Below are 20,180 nucleotides of genomic sequence, written 5' to 3'. Positions count from 1 at the left end.
CCGTCAGCCCAATGATTCCAAACTCGAAGAAAAAGATGATGGTGAGGGGTCCGGGGAGAGGAAGAATTCCTTCTTCCTCTCCCCGGGACAGACCGCCATCGACGATTCCGCCTAACCCGGCATGTAACGCTTCACGCAGCGCCCCCGCGCCCCCAAAATAGGGGGATGGCTTCTCCGCTTCCTGCTGTCCACGACACGCCCGACCCTGACTTCGCGGAGCTTCTGGCCCGCCGGCCGCATCTGAAAGCCCATGTGCTGGATGGGCTGGTGATGGATGACGTGCCGCTGGTGCAGATCGCCCAGCGGGTTGGCACGCCGACCTGGGTCTATTCCGCCGCCACGCTGCGCCGCCGGTATGGCGCGTTGCGGGACGCGCTGGCGGAGGCGGGGCTGCGGGCCTCGATCCATTTCGCGGCCAAGGCGAATGACAGCCTGGCGGTGCTGCGCGTGATCGCGGCCGAGGGTGCCGGGGCGGATGTGGTGAGCGAGGGCGAGCTGCGCGCCGCCCGCGCGGCCGGGATTCCGGCGGGGCGGATCGTCTTCTCCGGCGTGGGCAAGACGGAGCGGGAGATCGCGCTGGCGCTGGAGGAGGGCATCCTTCAGATCAACGCCGAGAGCGCGGAGGAGGTGGAGCGCATCTCCGCCGTGGCCTCCGCCATGGGGCGGGTGGCGCCGGTTTCGCTGCGCATCAACCCGGATGTGGATGCGCGGACCCACGCCAAGATCTCGACCGGGCTGGCGGAGAACAAGTTCGGCATCGCCTATACGGATGCGGCGGCGCTCTATGCCCGCATGGCCTCCCTGCCCGGGATCCGGCCGATCGGGCTGGCAGTGCATATCGGCAGCCAGATCACCGAGGGGATGGCGGGGTATCGGGCCGCCTATGCGCGGGTGGCGGAGCTGGCCCAGGCGCTGATGGGGCGCGGGCTGCCGGTGGAGCGGCTGGATTGCGGCGGCGGGCTCGGCATTCCCTATCGGGACGAGCTGCCGCCCTCCCCGGCCGCGCTGGCGGGCGCCATCAAGGCGACGCTCGGGCCGCTCGGGCTGCCGGTGATGCTGGAGCCGGGGCGCTGGATCGCCGGGCCGGCGGGGGTGCTGCTCTCCTCCGTGGTGCTGCAGAAGCGGGGGCAGAACCGGCGCTTCGTGGTGCTGGACGCGGCGATGAACGACCTGGTGCGGCCGGCGATGTACGACGCCTGGCACGGCATCCTACCCCTGGCGCCGGACCTGCTGCACGCGCCGCTTTCGCCCGCCGATGTGGTGGGGCCGGTCTGCGAGAGCGGGGACACCTTCACCCGCGGGCGGGCGCTGCCCGACCTGCCGCCGGGGGCGCTGGTCGCCTTCCTGGATGCGGGGGCCTATGGGGCCACCATGTCCTCCACCTACAACGCCCGGCCGCTGGCGGCGGAGGTGCTGGTGGATGGGCACCGCTGGGCGGTGACGCGGCCGCGGCAGACGCATGAGGCGCTGCTGGCGAACCAGCTGGTGCCGGATTGGTTGGGGGCGACGGCTTGACGGGGCCGGACCCCCGCAGCTCCTCCCCTCATCGGGACGGCTCCTCGGCCGGCCCGGTGCTCCGCCGGCTCGGCCGCCTGAGGGCGCGGGCGCGGCTGGCCCTCTTCTGGGAAAGCCTCTGGCCCCGGCTGTGGCCCGTGCTGGCCGTGCTGGGGGTTTTCCTCGTCCTCGCGCTCTCCGGCGCCTTCCTGCTGCTGCCGCCGCTGGCGCATCTGGTCCTGCTTTCCCTGCTGATCGCGGCGCTGGTGGTGGCGCTGGCGCGGGCGGTGCGCGGCTTCGCCCTGCCGGGGGTGGACGCGGCGGACCGGCGGCTGGAGCGGGCCTCCGGCCTGCCGCACCGGCCGCTGGAGACCTTGCAGGACCGGCCGGCGGGGGATGACCCGACGGCGCTGGCGCTGTGGCGGGCGCATCAGGCGCGGCAGGCGGCGCGGATCCGCCGGCTGCGGGCGGGGCTTCCCCGGCCTGGGCTGGCCGCGCGGGACCCGCGGGCGCTGCGGGCGGGGCTGGCCGTGGCGCTGGTCGCCTCCCTCACCATGGCGGGGGCGGAGGCGCCGGAGCGGCTGCGCCGGGCGCTGTGGCCCGAGACGCATGGGGCGCCGCCGGGGCTTGCCACCCGGCTGGAGGCCTGGGTGACGCCGCCGTCCTATACCGGGGCGCCGCCGGTGTTCCTCGACCCCGCCGGGGGCGGCGTGACGGTGCCGGCGGGGAGCCGGCTGCGCGCGGCGCTTTCGGGCGGCAGCGGCGTGCCCGAGCTGCTGCGGGACGGGCAGCCGGCGGCGGTGTTCCTGCCGCTCGGCCCCGGCAGCCACAATGTGGAGGCGGGGCTGGAGGCCGGCGGGCGGCTGGCCATCCGGCAGGGCGGGCGGGAGATCGCGGCCTGGTCGATCGCCGTGCAGGCGGATGCGCCGCCGCGGATCGCCTTCGCCGAACCGCCGACGCAATCGGCGCGCGGGCTGGCCACGCGGCTGCCCTGGCGGGCCGAGGATGACTGGGGCGTGGCGGCGGCGGGGGCCGAGATCCGGCTGGCCGCGCGGCCGGGGGCGGCGCCGGTGGCGGTGGACCTTCCGGTACCGGCCGGGCAGGCGCGGGCGCCGCGCGGCGTGGCGCAGCCCGACCTCTCCTCCCACCCCTGGGCGGGGTTGCCGGTGCGGATCCGGCTGGTGGCGCGCGATGGGGCGGGGCAGGAGGGGCGCTCGGACGAGGCGGCGATGACCCTGCCGGAGCGGGGGTTCAACCACCCGGTGGCGCGCGGGCTGATCCTGCTGCGGAAGGGGCTTTCGCTGGACCCGGAGGCGCGGCGGCCGGCGATGGAGGGGCTGGACCGGCTGGCGGAGCGGCCCGAGGCCTTCGAGAACGACACGGCGACGGCGCTGGCGATGCGATCCGCCCGGGCGCGGCTGGAGGCGGATGGGCGGCCCGAGGCGGTGGGCGAGGCCCAACAGATCATGTGGGACACCGCGCTGGCGCTGGAGGAGGGCCGGGCCGACCGCACGTCGCGGGCGCTGGCCGAGGTGCGCGAGCGGCTGCGGGAGGCGCTGCGCGAGCGCCAGGAGCAGGAACGCCAGCGGGCGGAGGCCGGGCGTGACGAGACGCGGGAGGCGCAGCGGCGGGAGGAGGAGGCGCGGCGCCAAGCGGAGCAGGAGCGGCAGCAGGCGCAGCGGGACCCGAACCAGCCGCCTGGCAGCAACGAGAACGACCAAGCCCGGCAGGAGCAGGCGGAGCGGGAGCGCCAGGAGCAGGCGCAGCGCCAGGCGGAGGCCGAACGGCGCGAGGCGGAGCGGGACGCGGCACGGACGGAGACGGATCGCCGGATCCAGGAGCTGCGGGAGGCGGTGCGGCGGCATCTGGACGCGCTGGCCGAGCGGCTGCAGCGCGAGAATGGCGAGACGCCACAGGAGAATGCCGCCCGCCCGCAGGACCAGCGCGAGGCGCAGCGCCGCACCGAGCGGATGCGCGAGCAGAACCGCCAGGACCGGCCCGAGGAGGCCGAGCGCGAGCTGGCCGAACTGGAGCGGATGCTGGAGGAGCTGGAGAACGGGCAGATGGCCCAGAACCAGCGCGAGGAGCGCCGGCAGCAGCGGCAGCGCGGGCAGCAGCAGATGGGCGTGATCCAGGACATGGTGCGCCGGGAATCCCGCCTGCTGGACGGCGCGCACCGCCGGGCCGAGACCGATGCGGCCCGCCAGGAGCGGGAGCGGCGGATGAACTATCCCTGGAACCGGACCCGCCCGCCCGAGCTGCCGGCCGAGGCGGCACCGGAGGCGCCGGCCGATGCGCGCACCCAGCGGGCCCTGCGCCGGGCCCTGGGCGAGCTGATGCAGCAGCATGGCGACCTGACCGGGGAGGTTCCGGCCCCGCTCGGCCGGGCCGACCAGGCGATGCGGGAGAGCGCGGAGGCGCTGGGGCGCGGGGCGGACCCGCGCCCGCACCAGGAGCGCGCGATCCGCGAGCTTTCCGAGGGCGGGCGGCAGATGGCACAGCGGATGCAGCGCCAGTTCGGCCGCCCGGACCAGCCGCAGGAAGGGGAGGGCCAGGAAGGGGAAGGCCAGGGCGACGCCATGGCCGAGGGCGGCGAGCAGGGCGGCGAAGGCCAGGACCAGCTGGCCCAGAACGGCGAGGGACGCGACCCGCTGGGCCGCCGCCTGCGGGAGGGCACCGGAACCTCGGAGGAAGGCGGCGATACGCGGGTGCCGGACGAGGCGGAGATCCTGCGGACGCGGCGGCTACAGGAGGAACTGCGGCGGCGGCATGCGGAGCGGGAGCGGCCGACGCAGGAGTTGGATTATATCGACCGGTTGCTGCGGTTGTTCTGAGGCGTCGGTCCGTCCCGGGGAGAGGAAGAAGGAATTTTTCCTCTCCCCGGACCCCTCACCTTCTTCTTTTTCTTCAAGTTTGGAATGACGGGGCTGACGGTGCGCCTGAGGTCTAGGACCTCAGGCGACGGCAAAGGCCGGATCAGGGGCAGAGTCCCCTTCGATCATCGTATCCACGGCAGTCAGACGGGGTTCCAAGGGCCTCAGGCCCTTGGCGGGTGGAGGGCGGAGCCCTCCCCTCTCAGGGCCCTGGCCCGCCCCGTTCCGCCGGTCCGGGCCAGAGGAGGGGCGGCATGCGGGCGACGGGGATGCGCGCCACCGCGAGGCCCCGGCCTTCCAGGGTGAGGGGCACTTCGAGTTGGGGTGGTTCGCCTTCCGCCGGCGGGCGGGCGAGGAGGGTGACGACGCGGCGGGCGAGGTTGGCGTTGCGCGGGGTGACGAGGCCGGCCTGGGCGAGGGCGTCCAGCACCGCTTCGGCGCCGGTCAGCTTCAGCGTGCCGGCGCCCATGGGTTGGAGCTGGTCGTCGAGGGCGAGGGTGGCGGAGGCCTGGGCGGTGGCCGGGCCGTAGGCGAGTTCCAGGCGGCGGAGTTCGAGGGTGCCGCCGGCGTCGCGCCAGGTGGCGGCGCGGGCGGTAGGGTTGCGGCCGCCGGGGAGGGGGCCGGTGAGGGCGGCGTCGATCCGCAGGTTGCGGAGCACGCGGCCGAGCGGGGTGGTGGCGGGGAGGGTGACGTTCTCGGCCTCGCCTTCCAGGCTGATGGCGGGCTCGCCCTCGATGGCGGTCATCCGGCTGTCCAGGACGAGGCGGGCGGCGCCGATCTCGATGCCGCCGGCGGCGGTGCCGATGCGCAGGCGCTGGGCCTCGAACTCGCCGCCGCGGGGGATGACATTCGCCTGGAGGGGGAGCTTGGCGGTCAGCCGGTCGGCGGCGAAGGGGATTTCGGTGCTGTCGAGGCGGAGGCGCTGGGGGCCGGCGGCGGCGATGCGGAGTTCGCCCGGGCTGTGCAGGGCGACGCGGAGGATGACGGCGCGGGCGGACCAGTCCAGCCCGCCGGGGATGGTGGCCTGGCCGCCGGAGAGGCGGAATTCCGGCAGGCGGAGCGTGGCGGAGAAGGGCCAGCCGCTGCGCGTGGGGGTGCCGTGCTCAATGCGCCAGCCCTGGGCGCGGCGGGCATGGGCCCAGGCGTCGTAGCCGGCCTGGAGGCGGGTGCCCATCCAGTGCCAGACGAGGCTGTGGGCGAAGGCCAGCAGCATGACGGCCAGCCCGGCGAGGAGCAGGAGCCGGCCGGGGCGGAGCCGGGCGCGGCGGGGGCGGGAGGGAGGGGGCGGGGTGTCGCTCACGGCTCCGTCATATGGGGCCGGGCGGGGCGGGTTGCCCAGGGTGGAGTGCGATGCATGGCGGGCCGGGCTGCGGAACGGCCGCGCCTGCCCTATGTTGCGACGCCAGAGCCATGAGCACCGCCCCTTCCCACCCGCCCGTGCTGGACGCCGCCGCGCTGGACCCCGCGCCGCTGCTGGATGAGGACGGGTGGCTGTATGTGTTCGGCTATGGGTCGCTGATCTGGAAGCCGGGCTTTGGCTTCGAATCCGCGCATCCGGCCTTGCTGCGCGGCTTTCATCGGCGGTTCTGCATCCGCTCCGAGCGGTACAGGGGCACCCCGGAGGCGCCCGGGCTGGTGCTGGGACTGGACCGGGGCGGGGCCTGCCGGGGCGTGGCGTTCCGGGTGCCGGCGCGGGAGGCTGCGGGGGTGCTGGCCTATCTGGACGAGCGGGAGATGTCGGGCGGCGTGTATCACCGGCGGGTTCTTCCGGTGCGGCTGCTGGATGGGAGCGGGGTGCGGCGGGCCGTGACCTTCGTGGCCGACCGGCGGGCGGATGCCTATTGCGGGGCCCTGCCGCCGGATGCGGCGGCGGCGGCGATCGCGCGCGGGCATGGGGTGATGGGGCCGAACCGCGACTACCTGCTGAACACGGTGGCGCATCTGCGGGCGCTGGGTGTGCGGGATGCGGGGCTGGACCGGATCGCGGCGCTGCTGGCGCCGGCCGGGGGCAAGGCGGGCTGAGCCTGGCATGCCGCGCGCGGGTGCTTGGGATTCCGTATCATTCCAGCAGCTTGCCCGCCACGCGTCCGGCCACGCCGGAGGCGGGTGAGGCTTCAGGGCGACAGATTTGGGGCGATGAGGTTTTCCCTCGACTTATCCACAAGGGCGGGGATTGACCCGCCCGGAACCCACTGAGAGTCCGACGTTTGTTCCGGAGACTCCTGAGATTCGCCCAGGAATCCCATTAACACTTTGAATTTGCTTGGCAAAACGATATCCACAGGCTGTTTGGAGTCGTCAAAAACCCAGACTCCACAACGTCTTGCCCGAGAGTCTTCGGGCGGGATCGAAAGCGGGCCGTCCGCCTATTCCACCATTTTGTCCACAGGGTCCGACAGGGCGGCGGAGGCGGCGGCGACGGCGGCTTCGGCGCGGGCGGTCAGCTCCGAGCGGGGCAGGCCGGGGGGGATGGGGGGCAGGACGGCGACGGTGAGGATGCCCGGCCGCTTGGTGAAAGCGCGCTTGCCCCAGAAGCGCCCGGAGTTGGTGGCGACGGGGACGACGGGCAGGGCGGTGGCGGCCGCCATGGCCGCGAAGCCGGGCTGCCAGGGGGCGACCTCCCCCGGGGCGGAGCGGGTGCCCTCGGGGAAGATGACGACCTGGTAGCCGGCCGCCGCCGCGTCCCGCGTGGCGCGGACGAGGCGCTTGAGGGCGGAGGCGCCCCCATCCCGGTCCACCGGGATGGAGTGGACATGGCGGGCCATGGCGCCCCAGCCCGGGATCCGCATCAGCTCCGCCTTCATCACATAGGCCGGGCGGGGCAGCAGGGCGTGCCAGACCACCGTGTCGAAGGCCGACTGGTGCTGGGCGGCGATGAGGGCCGCGCCGTGGATGGGGAGGTTCTCGGCTCCCGTGACCCGCAGGCGGATGCCGCAGACCACGCGCAGCAGCCAGATCATCAGCCGCGCCCAGGCACGGAGATAGGCGTGCATCACCGAGGGCGGGAAGGCGAGCAGGGGCAGGCCGAACAGCACGGTGAGCGCCGTGGCGGCGAAGAAGAGCAGGTTGAAGAGGGCGGATCGGATCGCGGTCATCGGGCCGGGCGGTCCAGGCGGGCGCGGGGGGCACGCTCGGTGAAGGTGGAGAGGCCGAGGGCGGCGCCGACGAGCTTCACATATTCCCGGAGCATGGGCAGCGGGCGGGCGAGGAAGGGTGCGACGGGGTGAGGGTGCAACACGGCCTCCGGCAGGTCGCGCCGCAGCTCCATCAGAGCGCGGGGCATGTGGAATCCGGCGGTGATGACGGTGATCTCCCGGGTGCCGGTCGCGCGGGACCAGGCGGCGACCTCCCGCGCGTTGCCGCGGGTGCTGGTGGCTTCCCGCCCGAGGGTGACGCGGGGGGAAAGGGGCTCGGGCGCCATTCCGGCCTCCTGCGCGCCGGATTCCCGCACGAGGTCGGAGAGGGTGGAATCGGGGCCGACGCCGGAGATGATGAGCCTGGCCTCCGGCCGGCGGGCGAGCAGGGTGAGGCCGGTTTCCACCCGGTCCGGGCCGCCGGTGAGCACGGCGATGCCGGCGGTGGGCGGCGCCGCGGGCCAGGGGGTGGCGGCGCGGTGCAGGAACCAGAGGAACCCCCCTGCCCCGCCCAGCACCAGCACGGCCAGCGTGCCGGTGAGCAGCGGCAGGCGCCGCCGGGGCCGGCGCATGGTCGTGGCCCCGGTCACGGCAGGCGCCTGAGCCAGCGTCGGACGGTGGCCTGGGCCGTGCCCCAGCCGATGAGGGCCGCGACCGGCGGCAGGGCGGCAAGCATGGCCCAGGGGAGCTGGGCCAGGAGGCCGGCGGCCGGTGCCTCCCCGCCGAAGAGGGGCATGGCGAGGCCGGAGAGGGCGGCGAGGGTGGGCACGGCCAGCGCCGCCCCGCCGAGGGCACCGAGCCCGGCCAGGAGGCCGACGCGGCGGGCAAAACGGCCGGCGATGGCGCGGTCCGTGGCGCCGAGGTCGTGGAGGACGCCGATCGCCTCCCGCCGGGCCGCGAGGCCGGCATGGGTGGCGACGGCCACGACGGCGACGGCGACGCCCATGACGAGGGCGAGCACCGCCAGGGCGACGCCCTGGACGGAGCGGGCCAGGGCGGAGAGGCGGGCGACCCAGAGGCCGTGGGATTCCAGCTCGGCCCCCGGCACGGCCTCGGCGAGGCGTTCGGCGAGGCGGGGCAGGGCTTCCGGGGCGGCGGCGAGGCGCAGCTCGATGACGCCCGGGAGGATGAGGGAGGGGGCGTCGCCCAGCCAGGGGCGGAGGAGCTCGCCCACGCGCTCCGGGCTGACCTCGGTGGCGCGGGCGACGACCGAATCGGCGCGCAGCATCTCGAGAGCGAGTTCCATGCGGCTGCGGGTGGGGTCGGGCACCTGGACGGTGACGGCGGCGGCGGCGCCGGCCTGCCAGCGGTCGGCCAGGCGGTCCGCGCCGCGGGCGCCGGCCAGGGCCAGGGCGGCCAGCAGGGCCATGGCGGCCACGAGGCCGGGGAGGAGGCGGTCCGAGAGGGCGCGGCGGAGGCCGAGCGGGTCCCGGGCGATGCGGCGGCGGCGTTCAGCCATGGGGCGGCCCGCGATGGGAGCCGGGGCGGATGCTGGGCCAGATGCTGCGCGCGGCGGGGCGGGCGGGGCTGCGCGGGGGCTCGGGCATGGGGGGGAGCGGCTCCTGCTCCTCCTCCTCGTCCGGGGGGACCTCCTCCACCCAGCCGGCCTCGGGCTCGGGGGCGCTGAGGTCGAGGGAGAAGCCCTGGGGCAGGGGGGCGGCGGATTCGTCGGCGGGTTCGTCGGGCGGGGTGGCCCAGGCCTCGGGCGCGGGTTCCGGGAGAATCTCCTCGGGCGGGGCATAGGGCCAGGGGGTCAGGGCGGTGATCTGGCCGGCTTCCAGATGCATGACATGGCCCGGATGCTGGGCGATCAGCTCCTGCGAATGGGTGGCCACCACCACGGTGGCGCCGAGTCGGTTCATCTCGGCCAGGAGGAGGATGAGGCGGCGGGCCTGGACGGCGTCGAGGTTGCCGGTGGGCTCGTCAGCCACCAGCAGGGCGGGGCGGGTGACGACGGCGCGGGCGATGGCGACGCGCTGCTGCTCCCCGCCCGAGAGCTGCTGGGGCAGGGCTTCCTCCCGCCCCTCCAGCCCGACCCAGCGCAGCATCTCGGCGACATCCGGGCGCAGGCTGGCCTCGGCCCGGCCGGCGAGGCGCAGGGGGAGGGCCACGTTGTCGAAGGCGGTGAGGTAGGGGAGCAGGCGGAATTCCTGGAAGACCGCGCCGATGCGGCGGCGGAGCTTCGGCAGGTCGGCCCGCTTCGCGCGGGAGAGCGGGACACCCAGGACCTCGACCTCGCCGCGCGTGGGGCGAAGGGCGAGCTGCATCATGCGCAGGAGCGAGGTCTTCCCCGCGCCCGAGGGGCCGGTGAGCCAGGTGAAGGAACCCTGGGGCAGGGTGAAGGAGAGGTCGCGCAGCGTATCCCGCTCCCCCGCCGCGCCACGGGTGGGATCGGGGTAGCGCAGCCCGACTTGGCTGAAGCGCACCATGGCCGCGATGTGCCATGCCGGCGCCGGAAGCGATAGCGGCGGCGTGATGTCGATGCCCTAACGCGATGGTGCTTGGAGGGGGACGTGGGTGCCCGGCGGGGCCGGAGACACCGGAATTCGCCCTGTTGGCGCGGAAACGGCACCCGGAGCGGCTGGGAGCGTTGCCTTAACCGGGATGCGGCGATCATCCTGCGACATGCGTGTCGCCTGCCCCGAATGTGCCGCCGAGTATGACCTGCCCCCCGCCCTGGCCGCGCGGCTGGCAGAGGGGCGGAGCGTGCGCTGTGCCCGCTGCGGCACGAGCTGGGCGCCGGGCGTGCCCCAGGGTGAGGCCGCGGGCGAGGCCGGGGGCGAGGCCGGGGGCGAGGCTCAGGGCAAGACCGGGGGGGCGCCCGGGGAGGGCGCGGAGGAGCCGGCGCCCCAGGCGCCGCCGCTCCCCCCGCCCAATGCCTTCGAGGCGGGCGAGCCGCCGCCGCGGCCCTCCGCCGCGCCGCCCGCGACCCCGGACCACGGGATGCCGGCGCCGGATGCGGAGGCCGCCGGGGGCTTGCGTGTGGTGGGACTGGCCTGGGGGGCCTCGCTTCTTGTGCTGGCCGTGGCGGCGGCGGCGGCCTGGCACTGGCGGGTGGATCTGGTGGAGGCCTGGCCGCCGGCGGCGCGGGTGTTCATCGCGCTCGGGGCTGGCTGAGGGTTTTGGCCGGACCGGGTGCCCGGGATTCGGGCACGCGGCGTTTGGGCACGCGGAAACCGGGCGCGTGGCGGTGTGGAGGCCGGGCTTGGCTTGCGGCGTTGGATGGCCCTAACTTGTCAGACAACATGACCTCTGGAGGAAAAAAGCCCATGAACCGCCGCGCCCTTCTGCGCCTCCTGCCCGCCCCCGCGATCCTCTCCGCCCTTCCCGCCGCGCGCCCTGCCCTGGCGCAGGAGGAATGGCCGGCGCGGCCCGTGACCATCATCGTGCCCTTCGCGCCGGGCAGCTCCTCCGACATCGTGGCGCGGGCCATGGGGGTGCCGCTGGGTCAGGCGATCGGGAAGCCTGTCGTGGTGGAGAACCGGCCGGGCGCGACGGGCGAGCTGGGCGCGAGGGCCGTGATCCGCAGCGCGCCGGACGGGCATACGCTGATGCATGCGCCGATCAGCACCTGGGCCATCAATGTCGCGCTGCGGCCGAACCTCGGCTACGACCCCGTGAAGCAGCTGACCGGGCTGAGCCAGACGGTGCGGACGCCGAACGTGCTGGTGGTGAACCCGGCGCAGGTGCCGGCGAACGACCTGCCTTCGCTCATCACCTGGCTGAAGGCCAACCGGGCCTCCTACTCCACCTCGGGCGTCGGCTCCTCGGACCATCTGACGATGGAGATGTTCAAGCAGCTGACCGGCACCGACATCACCCATGTTCCCTATGCCGGGGGGGCGCCCGCGACGACGGACCTGATCGCGGGGAACGTGCAGTTGTCGTACCAGAACCTCGGCTCGATCCTGCCGCAGATCTCGGACGGGCGGGTGAAGCCGATCCTGATCACGGCGGAGGGGCGGCACCGGCTGCTGCCGAACGTGCCGACGGGCGCCGAGGCGGGGCTGCGGGACTTCGTTGTCTATTCCTGGCAGGCGCTGGGCGGGCCGGCGGGCATGGCGCCGGCGCTGATGGAGCGGATCCACGCCCAGGCGGCGGCCGCGCTGCGCTCGGCGGATGTGGCGAAGCGGATGGACGAGCTGGGCTTCGAGGTGGTGGCGAGCACGCCAGCCCAGTTCGCCACCTTCCAGGAGGGCGAGATCGCCCGCTGGCGGCGGGTGGTGGAGGCGGGGAAGATCACGCCGTCCTGAGGGGAGGGCTCCGCCCTCCACCCGCCAAGGGCCTGAGGCCCTTGGAACCCCATCGGACTGCCGTGGATACCGTTGACCGGCGGGGTCTCGGGTTGCTGGGCGCCTGTTCTGCCCTTGCAGTCGCCTCGGGTCATGGACCCGAGGCGCACCGTCAGCCCAGTGATTCCAAGCTTCTAGAAAAAGATGATGGGTCGAAGGCACTGCCTTCGACGGGTCCGGGGAGAGGAAGAATTCCTTCTTCCTCTCCCCGGGACAGACCGACAGCCCCTATTCCCGGGGCCTGAGCACCCAGACCCGCCCGGTTTTGCGCATCTTTCCCGCCGCAGTGCCGGCGGCGTCGCCCCAGCCCCAGAACAGGTCCGCCCGGGCGGGGCCGCGGATGGCGCCGCCGGTGTCCTGGGCGATGACGAGGCGCTGGAGGCGGTCGCCGGTCAGCGGGTCTCGGGTGGCGATCCAGAGGGGTGAGTTCAGGGGGGTGTGGCTGCGGTCCACGGCGACGGAGCGACCGGGGGTGAGGGGGGCGCCGAGGGTGCCGGCCGGGCCGGCCTGCAGGGGCAGGTCGTCGCGCCAGCGGAAGAAGACCCAGGAGGGGTTGGCCTCCATCAGGGCGCGGGCTTCCTCCGGCGGGGCGTCCCGCAGCCAGGCGCGGATGGTCTGCATGGAGACCTCCTCCCGCGCCAGGGCGCCGCGCTCGATCAGCAGGCGGCCGATGGGGACGTAGGGGTGGGCGTTCTTGCCGGCATAGCCGAGGCGGCGCTGGGTTCCGTCGGGGAAGAGGGCGCGGCCGGAGCCCTGGATCTGGAGGAAGAAGGCGTCCACCGGGTCGGCCCAGGCGAGGACCTGGCCGGGCCATTGGCCATTGGCGACGGCGGCCTCGATGGCCGCGCGGTCGAGGTCCGGCGCGCCGGGGGCGAGGGCCAGGAGGGGGGCGGTGAAGCCGGGCGCGGGGGTGGGGGAGACGCGGAGGACGGGTTCGTAATAGCCGGTGATGAGGCCTTCCCCGGCGGGGACGGGCTCGAAATGCCGGGTGAGGAAGGCGCGGGCGGCGGCATCGTCGCCCGGGGGGAGGCGGTCGGCCTCGGCGCAGGCGGCGGCGAGGGGGCCGGGGTCCCGGCCGGGCTTGCGCAGCTCGGCGCAGCCCGACTGGAAGGCGGGGATGGCCTCGGCCACCCGGTCCCGCTCCCAGCCTGGCAGGCCGCCGCAGGCGGCCAGCAGGAGGGGGAGGAGGAGGGGGAGGCGGCGGCGCGCCCGCATCGGCCCGCTCGCCCTCACCCCGATCGCTTTCAGCCCGCTTGCGCTCAGGCGGAGCGGGTTCCGACGAGCTTCCAGGTGGGGTCGGTGCTGCGGGTGTCGCGCTGGAAGGTCCAGATATCCGTCAGCTCGGTCACCGCATCGGCGCCGGCCACGGGCTTGCCGGCGGCGTCGGTCGTGAGGTTCACCTGGTCGGAGACGAAGCGGACCACGACCTCGGCGATGCTGCCGCGGAGGTCGGCGCCCTCGATCGAGGCCTCGCGGATCTCGCGGATTTCGGTGCGCTGCACCTCGCCGCGGGATTCACGGTCGGTGATGGCGCCCTCGAAGCCGGCATAGGTGTCGTCCGACAGGAGGTCCCGCAGGAGGGGGCGGTTTCCGGCGGCGAAGCCCTCCACGATCATGCGGAAGGCGCCCTCGGCGCCGGCGAGGAAGCCGGCGGGGTCGAAGCTGGGGTCCGCGCCGCGGATGCGGGCGAGGGCTTGGCCGACGGGGCCGCGGGGGTCGGGCACGCCGCGCTGCGGGGTGGCGGCGACCGGGGCGGCGGGGCCGACGGCGGGGGGGACGGGCACGGGGCCGCGTTCGCCCGGCGGGCGCTCGAAGCCCGTGCGGCGGCCCAGGACGCTGCGGAGGCGCAGCACCAGGAAGGCCGCCACCATCCCGAACAGGATCAGATCAATCGGGAAGCCGCCGCCCTGCATCATGGTCTCCTTAGATGACATGACAGTTAGGGACGTCGGGGCGCCGCCGCAACAGGGCCTTTCGCGGCGACCCCTTCCGGCCCTTGCCGTCCATTGTGCGTTCCGGGTCTCGCCGCTACCTCCTGGCGGCATTCCGGAGGCGCTCCATGATCCTGCTGCGACACGGCCAGAGCGAGTTCAACCTGCACTTCACCGAGACCCGGAAGGACCCCGGGATCGAGGATCCGAAGCTGACGCCGCTGGGGCATGAGCAGGCCGAGGCGGCGGCCGAGGCGCTGGCGGCGGAAGGGGTGCGGCGCATCCTGGCCAGCCCCTATACCCGGGCCCTGCAGACTGCGGCGCCGCTGGCGCGCCGGATGGGGCTGCCGGTGCATGTGCAGCCGCTGGTGCGGGAGCGCTATGCCTTCGCCTGCGACGTGGGGACGCACCGGGACCAGCTCGCCGAGGCCTGGCCGGAGCATGACTTCGCGCATCTGGAGGCGGTCTGGTGGCCCGGGGAGGAAGAGCCGGGGGACAGCGTGCTGGACCGCGCGCGGCTGTTCCGGCGCGAGATGCGGGAGCGGCCGGACTGGGCGCATACGGTGGTGGTGTGCCACTGGGGCTTCATCCTGGCCATGACCGGGCAATCGGTGATGAATGGGCAGTGGCTGCGGGTGGACCCGACGGAGGAAGGGCCCGCGGAGATCAACTGGCACCACCGGTAGGGTCCAGCCTGTAGGGTCTGGCCTGACATCCCGGCCCGGCCCGTGCTACCCCGCCGCCGCCATCACAGCCCTATCGAGGCCTGAACCATGTCCGACCTGCCGCCGCCCGCCGACCTGCCGCCCAACGGCGCCCCGAATGGCCAGCCTCAGGGGCCCCTGGTGGTGAACCTGCAATATGTGAAGGACCTCTCCTTCGAGGTGCCGGGGGCGCCGGAGATCTACACCACGCTGCGGGAGCAGCCGCGGATCGACGTCGCGCTCGACGTGCAGGCCCGGGCGCTGCAGGACGGTGGCAACGTGTTCGAGGTGACGCTGCAGATCCGCTGCGACGCCAAGACGAGCGACGGCGCCACCGCCTTCATCGCGGAGCTGGCCTATGCCGGGCTGTTCACCGTGAACGTGCAGCCGGACGTGCTGGAGCCGGTGCTGCTGGTGGAATGCCCGCGCCTGCTCTTCCCCTTCGCGCGCAACATCCTTTCCGACGTGACGCGGGATGGCGGCTTCATGCCGGTGGCGCTGACGCCGATCGACTTCGTGGCGCTCTGGCAGTCTCGCCGGGCCCAGGGTGGGATGCCGGAAGGCACGATGCTGTCCTGAGGGATCGGGGAGGGCCTGCCCTCCCCTTTCCTGTTGCGCGACCTTCGGGGGAGGAGAGCCGGCTGGCTTTCCTCCCCCGATGCGTTCGGGGCCCGAGGTTCCGGTGGCGGGGTGGAGATATCTGATATATCAATTCCGCATGTGCGCCCGCATGGCCCGGAGAGGCTGACGGGCGGAGGAGCGTCGGCGCGGTCCGGGATCGCGCGGGAAAGGAGCATCGGATGAGCGGCTTTGGCCTCACGAAGCGTCAGCTTTTCGCCACGGGGGCACTGGCCTTGCCCGCCCTGGCCGGCCTGCCCCGCGCGGCGCGGGCGGCGGGTTCCATCACGGTGGTGCTGGAATCCGAGGTGGTGATCCTCGACCCGCATGCGACGACGGCCGCGATCACGCGCAGCTTCGGCTACCAGGTGTTCGACACGCTGTTCGCGCAGGATTCCAAGGGGGCGATCCGGCCGCAGATGGCCGAGGGGCACACGGTTTCCGCCGATGGGCTGACCTGGCGCTTCACGCTGCGCGACGGCCTCGCCTTCCATGACGGCGCGCCGGTGACGGCGGCGGATTGCGTCGCCTCCCTCCGGCGCTGGGCCTCGCGCGACAGCCTGGGGCGGATGCTGCTGGCCGCGATGCGGGAGATGCGGGCGGAGGACGCGCGCAGCTTCTCGATCGCGCTGAAGGAGCCCTTCCCGCTGATGCTGGAGGTGCTGGGCAAGCCGAACGCGCCCGTGCCCTTCATCATGCCCGCGCGGATCCTTCCGGCGGGGGATGCGCGGATCACGGAGATCGTCGGCTCCGGCCCCTTCACCTTCGTGCGGGAGGGCTGGCGCACAGGCGACCGGATGGTGCTGCGGCGGAACGCGCGCTACGTGCCGCGGGCCGAGCCGCCGGACTTCCTGGCGGGCGGCAAGGTGGTGAAGATCGACGAGCTGGTGCTGAAGACCATGCCGGACGATTCCACCGGCGCGAATGCGCTGACCGCCGGCGAGATCGACTACATGCAGTACCTGCCCTTCGACTTCCTCGGGCCGCTGGGGCGCAACCGCGAGGTGCGGCTGATGGGGCTGAAGGGCATCGACATGTTCCAGGGGAATTTCCGCCTGAACCATGCGAGCGGCCCCTTCGCCGACCCCGCGGTGCGGCGCGTGATGTGGAAGCTGGTGGACCAGAAGCAGGTGATGGATGCCATCGGCATCCCCGCGCAGTTCCGGGTGGAGAACTGCCCCTCCTTCTGGATGTGCGACACGCCGCTGGAGACGCGGGCCGGGGCGGAGGTGGCGCGCTTCGACGTGGAGGCGGCGAAGGCGGAGCTGGCGCGGACGAACTACAAGGGCGAGCCGGTGATCATGCTGGAGGTGTCCGCCTCCATTTCCCAGACCGCGGCGCATGTGCTGGCCGAGAACATGAAGAAGGCCGGCTTCACCGTGGACGAGCAGGTGATGGACTGGGGCACCGTGCTGGCGCGGCGCGCGCGGCCGGATGGGTGGGGGCTGTTCCCGGTCTATGCCAATGGCGTGGACATGATGTCGCCGCTGAACCACTTCTACGTCGCCAACAACTGCTCGGATTATCCCGGGCGGAGCTGCGACGCGGGGATGACGACGCTGCTGCAGGATTTCGTGCGCGCGCCGGATGCGGCGGCGCGCAAGGGGATCGCGGAGCGGATCCAGGTGGCGGCCTATGACCTGACGCCGAATGTGATGTGGGGGCAGTTCTCGCGCCCCGCTGGATATCGCACGCGGCTGAAGAACCTGATCCAGTCCAGCTTCCCGATGTTCTGGCAGGTGGAGGTCTGAGGTCCCGCCCATGCTGCTGGGGGGGATCGCGGACGACCTGACCGGTGCGGTCGAGCTCGCGGGCATGCTGGCCGCGGGCGGGATGCGGGTGGCGCTGGTGCTGGACGATGCGCCGGTGCCGCCGGGGCAGGATGCGGTGGTGGTGGCGCTGCCTTCCCGCGTGGCCCCGGTGGAGGAGGCGCGCGCGGGCTTCGGGCGGGCGGCGGATGCGCTGCGCGCGGCCGGGGCGCGGCGGCTGTTCTTCAAGTATTGCGCGACCTTCGATTCCACCCCGGCGGGGAATATCGGGCCCTGTGCCGAGGTGCTGATGGAGCGGATGGGGGCGGCGTTCACGATCTTCGCGCCCAGCTTCCCGGAGGCGGAGCGGCGGGTGTTCATGGGGCATCTCTTTGTCGGCGCGCAGCTCGTCTCCAACTCGCCCAAGCGCTTCGACCCGCTGACGCCGATGACGGAGCCGGACCTCGTGAAGGTGCTGGCGCCGCAGACGGCGCGGCGGGTGGGGCTGGTGCCGTTGCCGGTGATCGCGCAGGGAGCGGAGGCGGTGGCGCGGCATGTGGCGGCGCTGCGGGCGGAGGGGGTTTCCTACGCGATCGCGGATGCGGGGACGGAGGAGGACCTGGCCGTGCTCGCGCGGGCGAGCTGGGACTGGCCGGTGGTGACCGGCGGCTCGAACCTCGCCTCCCATTTTCCGGCCGTGTGGCGGGAGAAGGGGCTGCTGGCTCCGGCCGGGGCCGTGGCGCCGGTGCGGGCGGGCGGGCATGGGGCGGTGCTGGCGGGAAGCTGCGCCGACCGCACGCGGGAGCAGGTGGATTGCTTCGCCGCGCGGCATCCGGTGCTGCGGGTCGATCTGGCGCGGATGGAGGCGCCGGAGGCGGCGCTGCGCGAGGCGGTGGAATGGGCCGTGCCGAAGCTGGCGCGCGGGCCGGTTTGCGTGACGACGGCGGGCGATGCGGAGGCGGTGGCGGCCGCGCAGGCCCGCTTCGGGCGGGACGGCGCGGCGCGGGCGGCGGAAGGGCTGCTGGGCGCGCTGGCGAAGGCGCTGGTGGCGGCCGGGGCGCGGCGCATCCTCGTGGCGGGGGGCGAGAGCTCGGGGGCGGTGATCCGCTCGCTCGGCATCTCGCGGCTCACCGTCGCGCCCTATGTCTCGCCGGGGATCGGGCTTTGCGCGGCGGAGGCGCCGGTGCCGCTGGCGCTGTGCCTGAAATCGGGGAAGCTGGGGCCGGTGGACATGTTCGAGAGGGTGCTGGAAGGGATGCGCGAATGAGCGCGGTGGCGCGCGCGCGCGACGAGGTGGCGCATGCCTATCGGGAGCTCGGGCGGCTGGGGCTGAACTTTGGCAGCGCCGGCAACGTTTCCTGCCGCGTGGAGGGCGGGATGGTGATCACGCGCACCGGCACCACGGTGGAGGCCACGGCGGAGGGCGACACGGTGATGATGTCGCTGGACGGCGCCACGCAGGATGCCGTCGCGCCTTCCAGCGAGTGGCCGATGCATGCGGCGATCCTGAAGGCCTTCCCCGAGGCGGGGAGCGTGGTGCACACGCATGCGGATGCCTGCACGGCGCTGGCCTGCCTGGGCGAGGGGCTGCCGGCCTTCCACTACATGGTCGCGGGCTTCGGCGGGGATGACGTGCGCTGCGCGCCCTATGTCACCTTCGGCACGCCGGCGCTGGCCGAGGTGGCGGTGGAGGCGCTGCGCGGGCGCACGGCCTGCCTGCTGGGCAACCACGGGATGATCGTGACGGGGCGCGACGTGAAGGGCGCGGTCTCGGCGGCGCTGCGGCTGGAGACGCTGGCGCGGCAATATCTTCTCGCGCGCTCCGCCGGTGCACCGCGGCTGCTGGATGCGGCGCAGATGGAGGCGACGCGGGAGCGGTATAAGACCTACGGCAGCGCTGCGCCCCTGCGGGTTTGAGCGGGGGGTTCTGGTGGCCTCCGGGGGAGCTCTCCCCCGGGCCCCCTCTCGTCTTTTTCTTCGGGGCTGCCGCGGAACGGGGCGCTGGCGGCGGGCTGCCTGCGGCGCGGTGTTGCACCGTATCCGCGGCAGCCGAATGCAGGGCCAGGAGCCTCAGGCTCCTGGCGGAGGGGTCCGGGGAGGCGGCGCCTCCCCGGGCTTCTACAGCTTCGCGACCGCGCGGAACCCGGCCTCGGCGGCGTCGAGCGCCTCGTCGATATCGGCTTCCGCATGCGCGCAGGAGAGGAACATGTTGTGGCGCGGGTGGAAGTAGGTGCCGTGCTTCAGGGCGGTGGCGCAGAAGGTGTCGCCCTTCGCCCAGTCCGGGTCGTTGTCGAAGATCATCAGCGGCATCTGCGCCGGGCCGGTCTGGCGGATGGGTAGGCGGTACTGGCTTGAGAGGGCGTCGAGCCCGTTGCGGAGGCGTTCGCCCATGGCGCGCATGCGGGCGGGGCCGTCGATGCGGCGGAGTTCGTCGATGGTGGCGACGGCGGCGGCCATGGGCACGGCACCGCACCAGAAGGAGCCGGTGGTGTAGACCTGGGTGGCGGCCTGGCGGAAGCGATCGCGGCCCGTGACGGCGGCGAGCGGGTGGCCGTTGGCGATGGCCTTGGAGAAGGCGGAGAGGTCCGGCCGGACGCCCAGCGGTTCCCAGGAGCCGCCGAGATGGATGCGGAAGCCCGCGCGCACGTCGTCGAGGATGAGGGCGGCGCCGGTGGCGTCGCAGAGGGCGCGGAGGTGGCGCGCGAATTCGGGGGTGGGCAGGTCCTGGTGGCGGCCGAAGTCGTGGCGGAATGCGGTGACGATGACGGCGGCGAGATCGCCCTTCGCGGCCTCGGCGGCGGCGTCGAGGCTGGCCGTGTCGTTGTAGTCGAAGGTGAGGAGGTGGGCGCGGTCCTCCGCGGTGACGCCGGCCAGCGAGGGCGAGCACCAGGGGACGGCGCCGTGATAGGAGCCGCGGGCGACGAGGACCTTGCGGCGGCCGGTCTCGGCGCGGGCGATGGTGACGCAGGCGGTGGTGGCGTCCGTGCCGTTCTTGGCGAGGAGCGCCCAATCCGCGTGAGCGACGGTGTTCACCAGCAGCTCGGCAAGCTCGACCAGCACGGGGGCGGGACCGTTCATGCAGTCGCCCTGCTCGGCCTGGCGGCGCGCGGCGGCTTCCACGGTGGGGTTGCGGTGGCCGAGGACCATGGGGCCCCAGGAGCACATGAAGTCGATGTATTCACGCCCGTTGGCGTCGCGGAGGCGGCAGCCTTCGGCGGCGGTGAAGTATTGCGGATAGCCTTCCGGCAGCTTCGCCGCGTTGAGATGGCCCCAGAGGCCGCCGGGGATGACGGCCCGGGCACGGGCGCGCAAGGCGGCATCGGAGGATGCGGCGGCGCGCGTTTCGGGAAGGACGGCCTGCGACATGGACGGATCCTCGGGTCTTC

Annotated in this window: 18 protein-coding genes; 10 read left to right on the top strand and 8 right to left on the bottom strand. The window is 73.8% G+C overall.

Features of this window, described 5'->3' with window-relative positions:
- The first annotated feature begins 165 nt into the window (after positions 1–165).
- Positions 166–1,515: a diaminopimelate decarboxylase gene (lysA, locus tag BUB97_RS07960; protein ID WP_073133355.1), complete on the top strand. Its 1,350-nt coding sequence runs from the start codon at positions 166–168 to the stop codon at positions 1,513–1,515.
- Positions 1,512–4,328: a DUF4175 domain-containing protein gene (locus BUB97_RS07955; RefSeq protein WP_073133352.1), complete on the top strand. Its 2,817-nt coding sequence runs from the start codon at positions 1,512–1,514 to the stop codon at positions 4,326–4,328. The genes lysA and BUB97_RS07955 overlap by 4 nt, the downstream gene beginning before the upstream one ends.
- A 241-nt stretch (positions 4,329–4,569) precedes the next feature.
- Here BUB97_RS07955 and BUB97_RS07950 read toward each other — a convergent pair whose 3' ends face one another.
- Positions 4,570–5,667, bottom strand: a complete 1,098-nt coding sequence (locus BUB97_RS07950; protein WP_073133349.1) for a DUF2125 domain-containing protein — start codon at positions 5,665–5,667, stop codon at positions 4,570–4,572.
- A 110-nt stretch (positions 5,668–5,777) separates the two neighbouring features.
- Here BUB97_RS07950 and BUB97_RS07945 point away from each other — a divergent pair, with 110 nt between their 5' ends.
- Positions 5,778–6,389 (top strand): gamma-glutamylcyclotransferase, encoded by a 612-nt coding sequence (locus BUB97_RS07945; protein WP_073133347.1) that lies wholly within the window; start codon positions 5,778–5,780, stop codon positions 6,387–6,389.
- A 344-nt stretch (positions 6,390–6,733) separates the two neighbouring features.
- Here the strand turns inward: BUB97_RS07945 and BUB97_RS07940 are convergent, their stop codons facing one another.
- Genes BUB97_RS07940 through BUB97_RS07925 form a run of 4 tightly spaced genes read right to left on the bottom strand, consistent with a single transcriptional unit; the run spans position 6,734 to position 9,930 of the window.
- Complete coding sequence (locus tag BUB97_RS07940) at positions 6,734–7,462, bottom strand: lysophospholipid acyltransferase family protein (RefSeq protein WP_073133345.1); 729 nt, start codon at positions 7,460–7,462, stop codon at positions 6,734–6,736.
- On the bottom strand, positions 7,459–8,091 hold the full coding sequence (locus BUB97_RS07935; RefSeq protein WP_245818227.1) for a YdcF family protein: 633 nt from the start codon (positions 8,089–8,091) through the stop codon (positions 7,459–7,461). Before BUB97_RS07935 ends, BUB97_RS07940 begins: the two co-directional genes overlap by 4 nt.
- Positions 8,088–8,960, bottom strand: coding sequence for a cell division protein FtsX (locus BUB97_RS07930; RefSeq protein ID WP_073133343.1), 873 nt, complete (start codon positions 8,958–8,960; stop codon positions 8,088–8,090). Before BUB97_RS07930 ends, BUB97_RS07935 begins: the two co-directional genes overlap by 4 nt.
- Positions 8,953–9,930 (bottom strand): cell division ATP-binding protein FtsE, encoded by a 978-nt coding sequence (locus BUB97_RS07925; RefSeq protein ID WP_175562584.1) that lies wholly within the window; start codon positions 9,928–9,930, stop codon positions 8,953–8,955. Before BUB97_RS07925 ends, BUB97_RS07930 begins: the two co-directional genes overlap by 8 nt.
- A 196-nt stretch (positions 9,931–10,126) precedes the next feature.
- Between BUB97_RS07925 and BUB97_RS26140 the strand changes: the two genes are divergently transcribed.
- Together BUB97_RS26140 and BUB97_RS07915 are read left to right on the top strand one after the other, a co-directional pair.
- Complete coding sequence (locus BUB97_RS26140) at positions 10,127–10,618, top strand: zinc-ribbon domain-containing protein (protein ID WP_073133341.1); 492 nt, start codon at positions 10,127–10,129, stop codon at positions 10,616–10,618.
- A gap of 152 nt (positions 10,619–10,770) precedes the next feature.
- Positions 10,771–11,754 (top strand): Bug family tripartite tricarboxylate transporter substrate binding protein, encoded by a 984-nt coding sequence (locus BUB97_RS07915; RefSeq protein ID WP_073133339.1) that lies wholly within the window; start codon positions 10,771–10,773, stop codon positions 11,752–11,754.
- Between the two features lie 267 nt (positions 11,755–12,021).
- Here the strand turns inward: BUB97_RS07915 and mltA are convergent, their stop codons facing one another.
- Complete coding sequence (gene mltA / locus BUB97_RS07910) at positions 12,022–13,008, bottom strand: murein transglycosylase A (RefSeq protein WP_086061995.1); 987 nt, start codon at positions 13,006–13,008, stop codon at positions 12,022–12,024.
- Between the two features lie 44 nt (positions 13,009–13,052).
- The gene (locus BUB97_RS07905) at positions 13,053–13,709 is read right to left on the bottom strand and encodes a Tim44/TimA family putative adaptor protein (protein WP_338141775.1); all 657 of its coding nucleotides are present in this window, start codon (positions 13,707–13,709) and stop codon (positions 13,053–13,055) included.
- 143 nt (positions 13,710–13,852) lie between these two features.
- On the opposite strand from BUB97_RS07905, the gene BUB97_RS07900 reads away from it, so the two are divergent.
- From BUB97_RS07900 to BUB97_RS07880, 5 genes are all read left to right on the top strand, one after another.
- On the top strand, positions 13,853–14,410 hold the full coding sequence (locus BUB97_RS07900; RefSeq protein WP_073133333.1) for a histidine phosphatase family protein: 558 nt from the start codon (positions 13,853–13,855) through the stop codon (positions 14,408–14,410).
- Between the two features lie 87 nt (positions 14,411–14,497).
- Complete coding sequence (gene secB, locus BUB97_RS07895; RefSeq protein WP_073133331.1) at positions 14,498–15,007, top strand: protein-export chaperone SecB; 510 nt, start codon at positions 14,498–14,500, stop codon at positions 15,005–15,007.
- A gap of 221 nt (positions 15,008–15,228) precedes the next feature.
- Positions 15,229–16,797, top strand: coding sequence for an ABC transporter substrate-binding protein (locus BUB97_RS07890; RefSeq protein ID WP_073133329.1), 1,569 nt, complete (start codon positions 15,229–15,231; stop codon positions 16,795–16,797).
- Between the two features lie 10 nt (positions 16,798–16,807).
- A complete protein-coding gene (otnK, locus tag BUB97_RS07885) occupies positions 16,808–18,061 on the top strand; it encodes a 3-oxo-tetronate kinase (RefSeq protein WP_073133327.1) in 1,254 nt (417 codons plus the stop codon).
- Positions 18,058–18,711, top strand: a complete 654-nt coding sequence (locus BUB97_RS07880; RefSeq protein ID WP_073133325.1) for a class II aldolase/adducin family protein — start codon at positions 18,058–18,060, stop codon at positions 18,709–18,711. Before otnK ends, BUB97_RS07880 begins: the two co-directional genes overlap by 4 nt.
- A gap of 201 nt (positions 18,712–18,912) precedes the next feature.
- On the opposite strand, the gene BUB97_RS07875 is transcribed toward BUB97_RS07880, so the two are convergent.
- The gene (locus BUB97_RS07875) at positions 18,913–20,160 is read right to left on the bottom strand and encodes an aminotransferase class III-fold pyridoxal phosphate-dependent enzyme (protein ID WP_073133323.1); all 1,248 of its coding nucleotides are present in this window, start codon (positions 20,158–20,160) and stop codon (positions 18,913–18,915) included.
- Between the last annotated feature and the right edge of the window lie 20 nt (positions 20,161–20,180).

This window comes from Muricoccus roseus (assembly GCF_900141905.1).
Lineage (GTDB): Bacteria > Pseudomonadota > Alphaproteobacteria > Acetobacterales > Acetobacteraceae > Roseomonas > Roseomonas rosea.
This window is presented reverse-complemented; position numbering and strand designations above follow the sequence as displayed.

Coding starts and splice junctions, on each gene's coding strand:
- lysA (WP_073133355.1), top strand. CDS start 166: ATGGCTTCTCCGCTTCCTGCTGTCCACGACACGCCCGACCCTGACTTC.
- BUB97_RS07945 (WP_073133347.1), top strand. CDS start 5,778: ATGAGCACCGCCCCTTCCCACCCGCCCGTGCTGGACGCCGCCGCGCTG.
- BUB97_RS07940 (WP_073133345.1), bottom strand. CDS start 7,462: ATGACCGCGATCCGATCCGCCCTCTTCAACCTGCTCTTCTTCGCCGCC.
- BUB97_RS07930 (WP_073133343.1), bottom strand. CDS start 8,960: ATGGCTGAACGCCGCCGCCGCATCGCCCGGGACCCGCTCGGCCTCCGC.
- BUB97_RS07925 (WP_175562584.1), bottom strand. CDS start 9,930: ATGGTGCGCTTCAGCCAAGTCGGGCTGCGCTACCCCGATCCCACCCGT.
- BUB97_RS26140 (WP_073133341.1), top strand. CDS start 10,127: ATGCGTGTCGCCTGCCCCGAATGTGCCGCCGAGTATGACCTGCCCCCC.
- BUB97_RS07915 (WP_073133339.1), top strand. CDS start 10,771: ATGAACCGCCGCGCCCTTCTGCGCCTCCTGCCCGCCCCCGCGATCCTC.
- mltA (WP_086061995.1), bottom strand. CDS start 13,008: ATGCGGGCGCGCCGCCGCCTCCCCCTCCTCCTCCCCCTCCTGCTGGCC.
- BUB97_RS07905 (WP_338141775.1), bottom strand. CDS start 13,709: ATGATGCAGGGCGGCGGCTTCCCGATTGATCTGATCCTGTTCGGGATG.
- BUB97_RS07900 (WP_073133333.1), top strand. CDS start 13,853: ATGATCCTGCTGCGACACGGCCAGAGCGAGTTCAACCTGCACTTCACC.
- secB (WP_073133331.1), top strand. CDS start 14,498: ATGTCCGACCTGCCGCCGCCCGCCGACCTGCCGCCCAACGGCGCCCCG.
- BUB97_RS07890 (WP_073133329.1), top strand. CDS start 15,229: ATGAGCGGCTTTGGCCTCACGAAGCGTCAGCTTTTCGCCACGGGGGCA.
- otnK (WP_073133327.1), top strand. CDS start 16,808: ATGCTGCTGGGGGGGATCGCGGACGACCTGACCGGTGCGGTCGAGCTC.
- BUB97_RS07880 (WP_073133325.1), top strand. CDS start 18,058: ATGAGCGCGGTGGCGCGCGCGCGCGACGAGGTGGCGCATGCCTATCGG.
- BUB97_RS07875 (WP_073133323.1), bottom strand. CDS start 20,160: ATGTCGCAGGCCGTCCTTCCCGAAACGCGCGCCGCCGCATCCTCCGAT.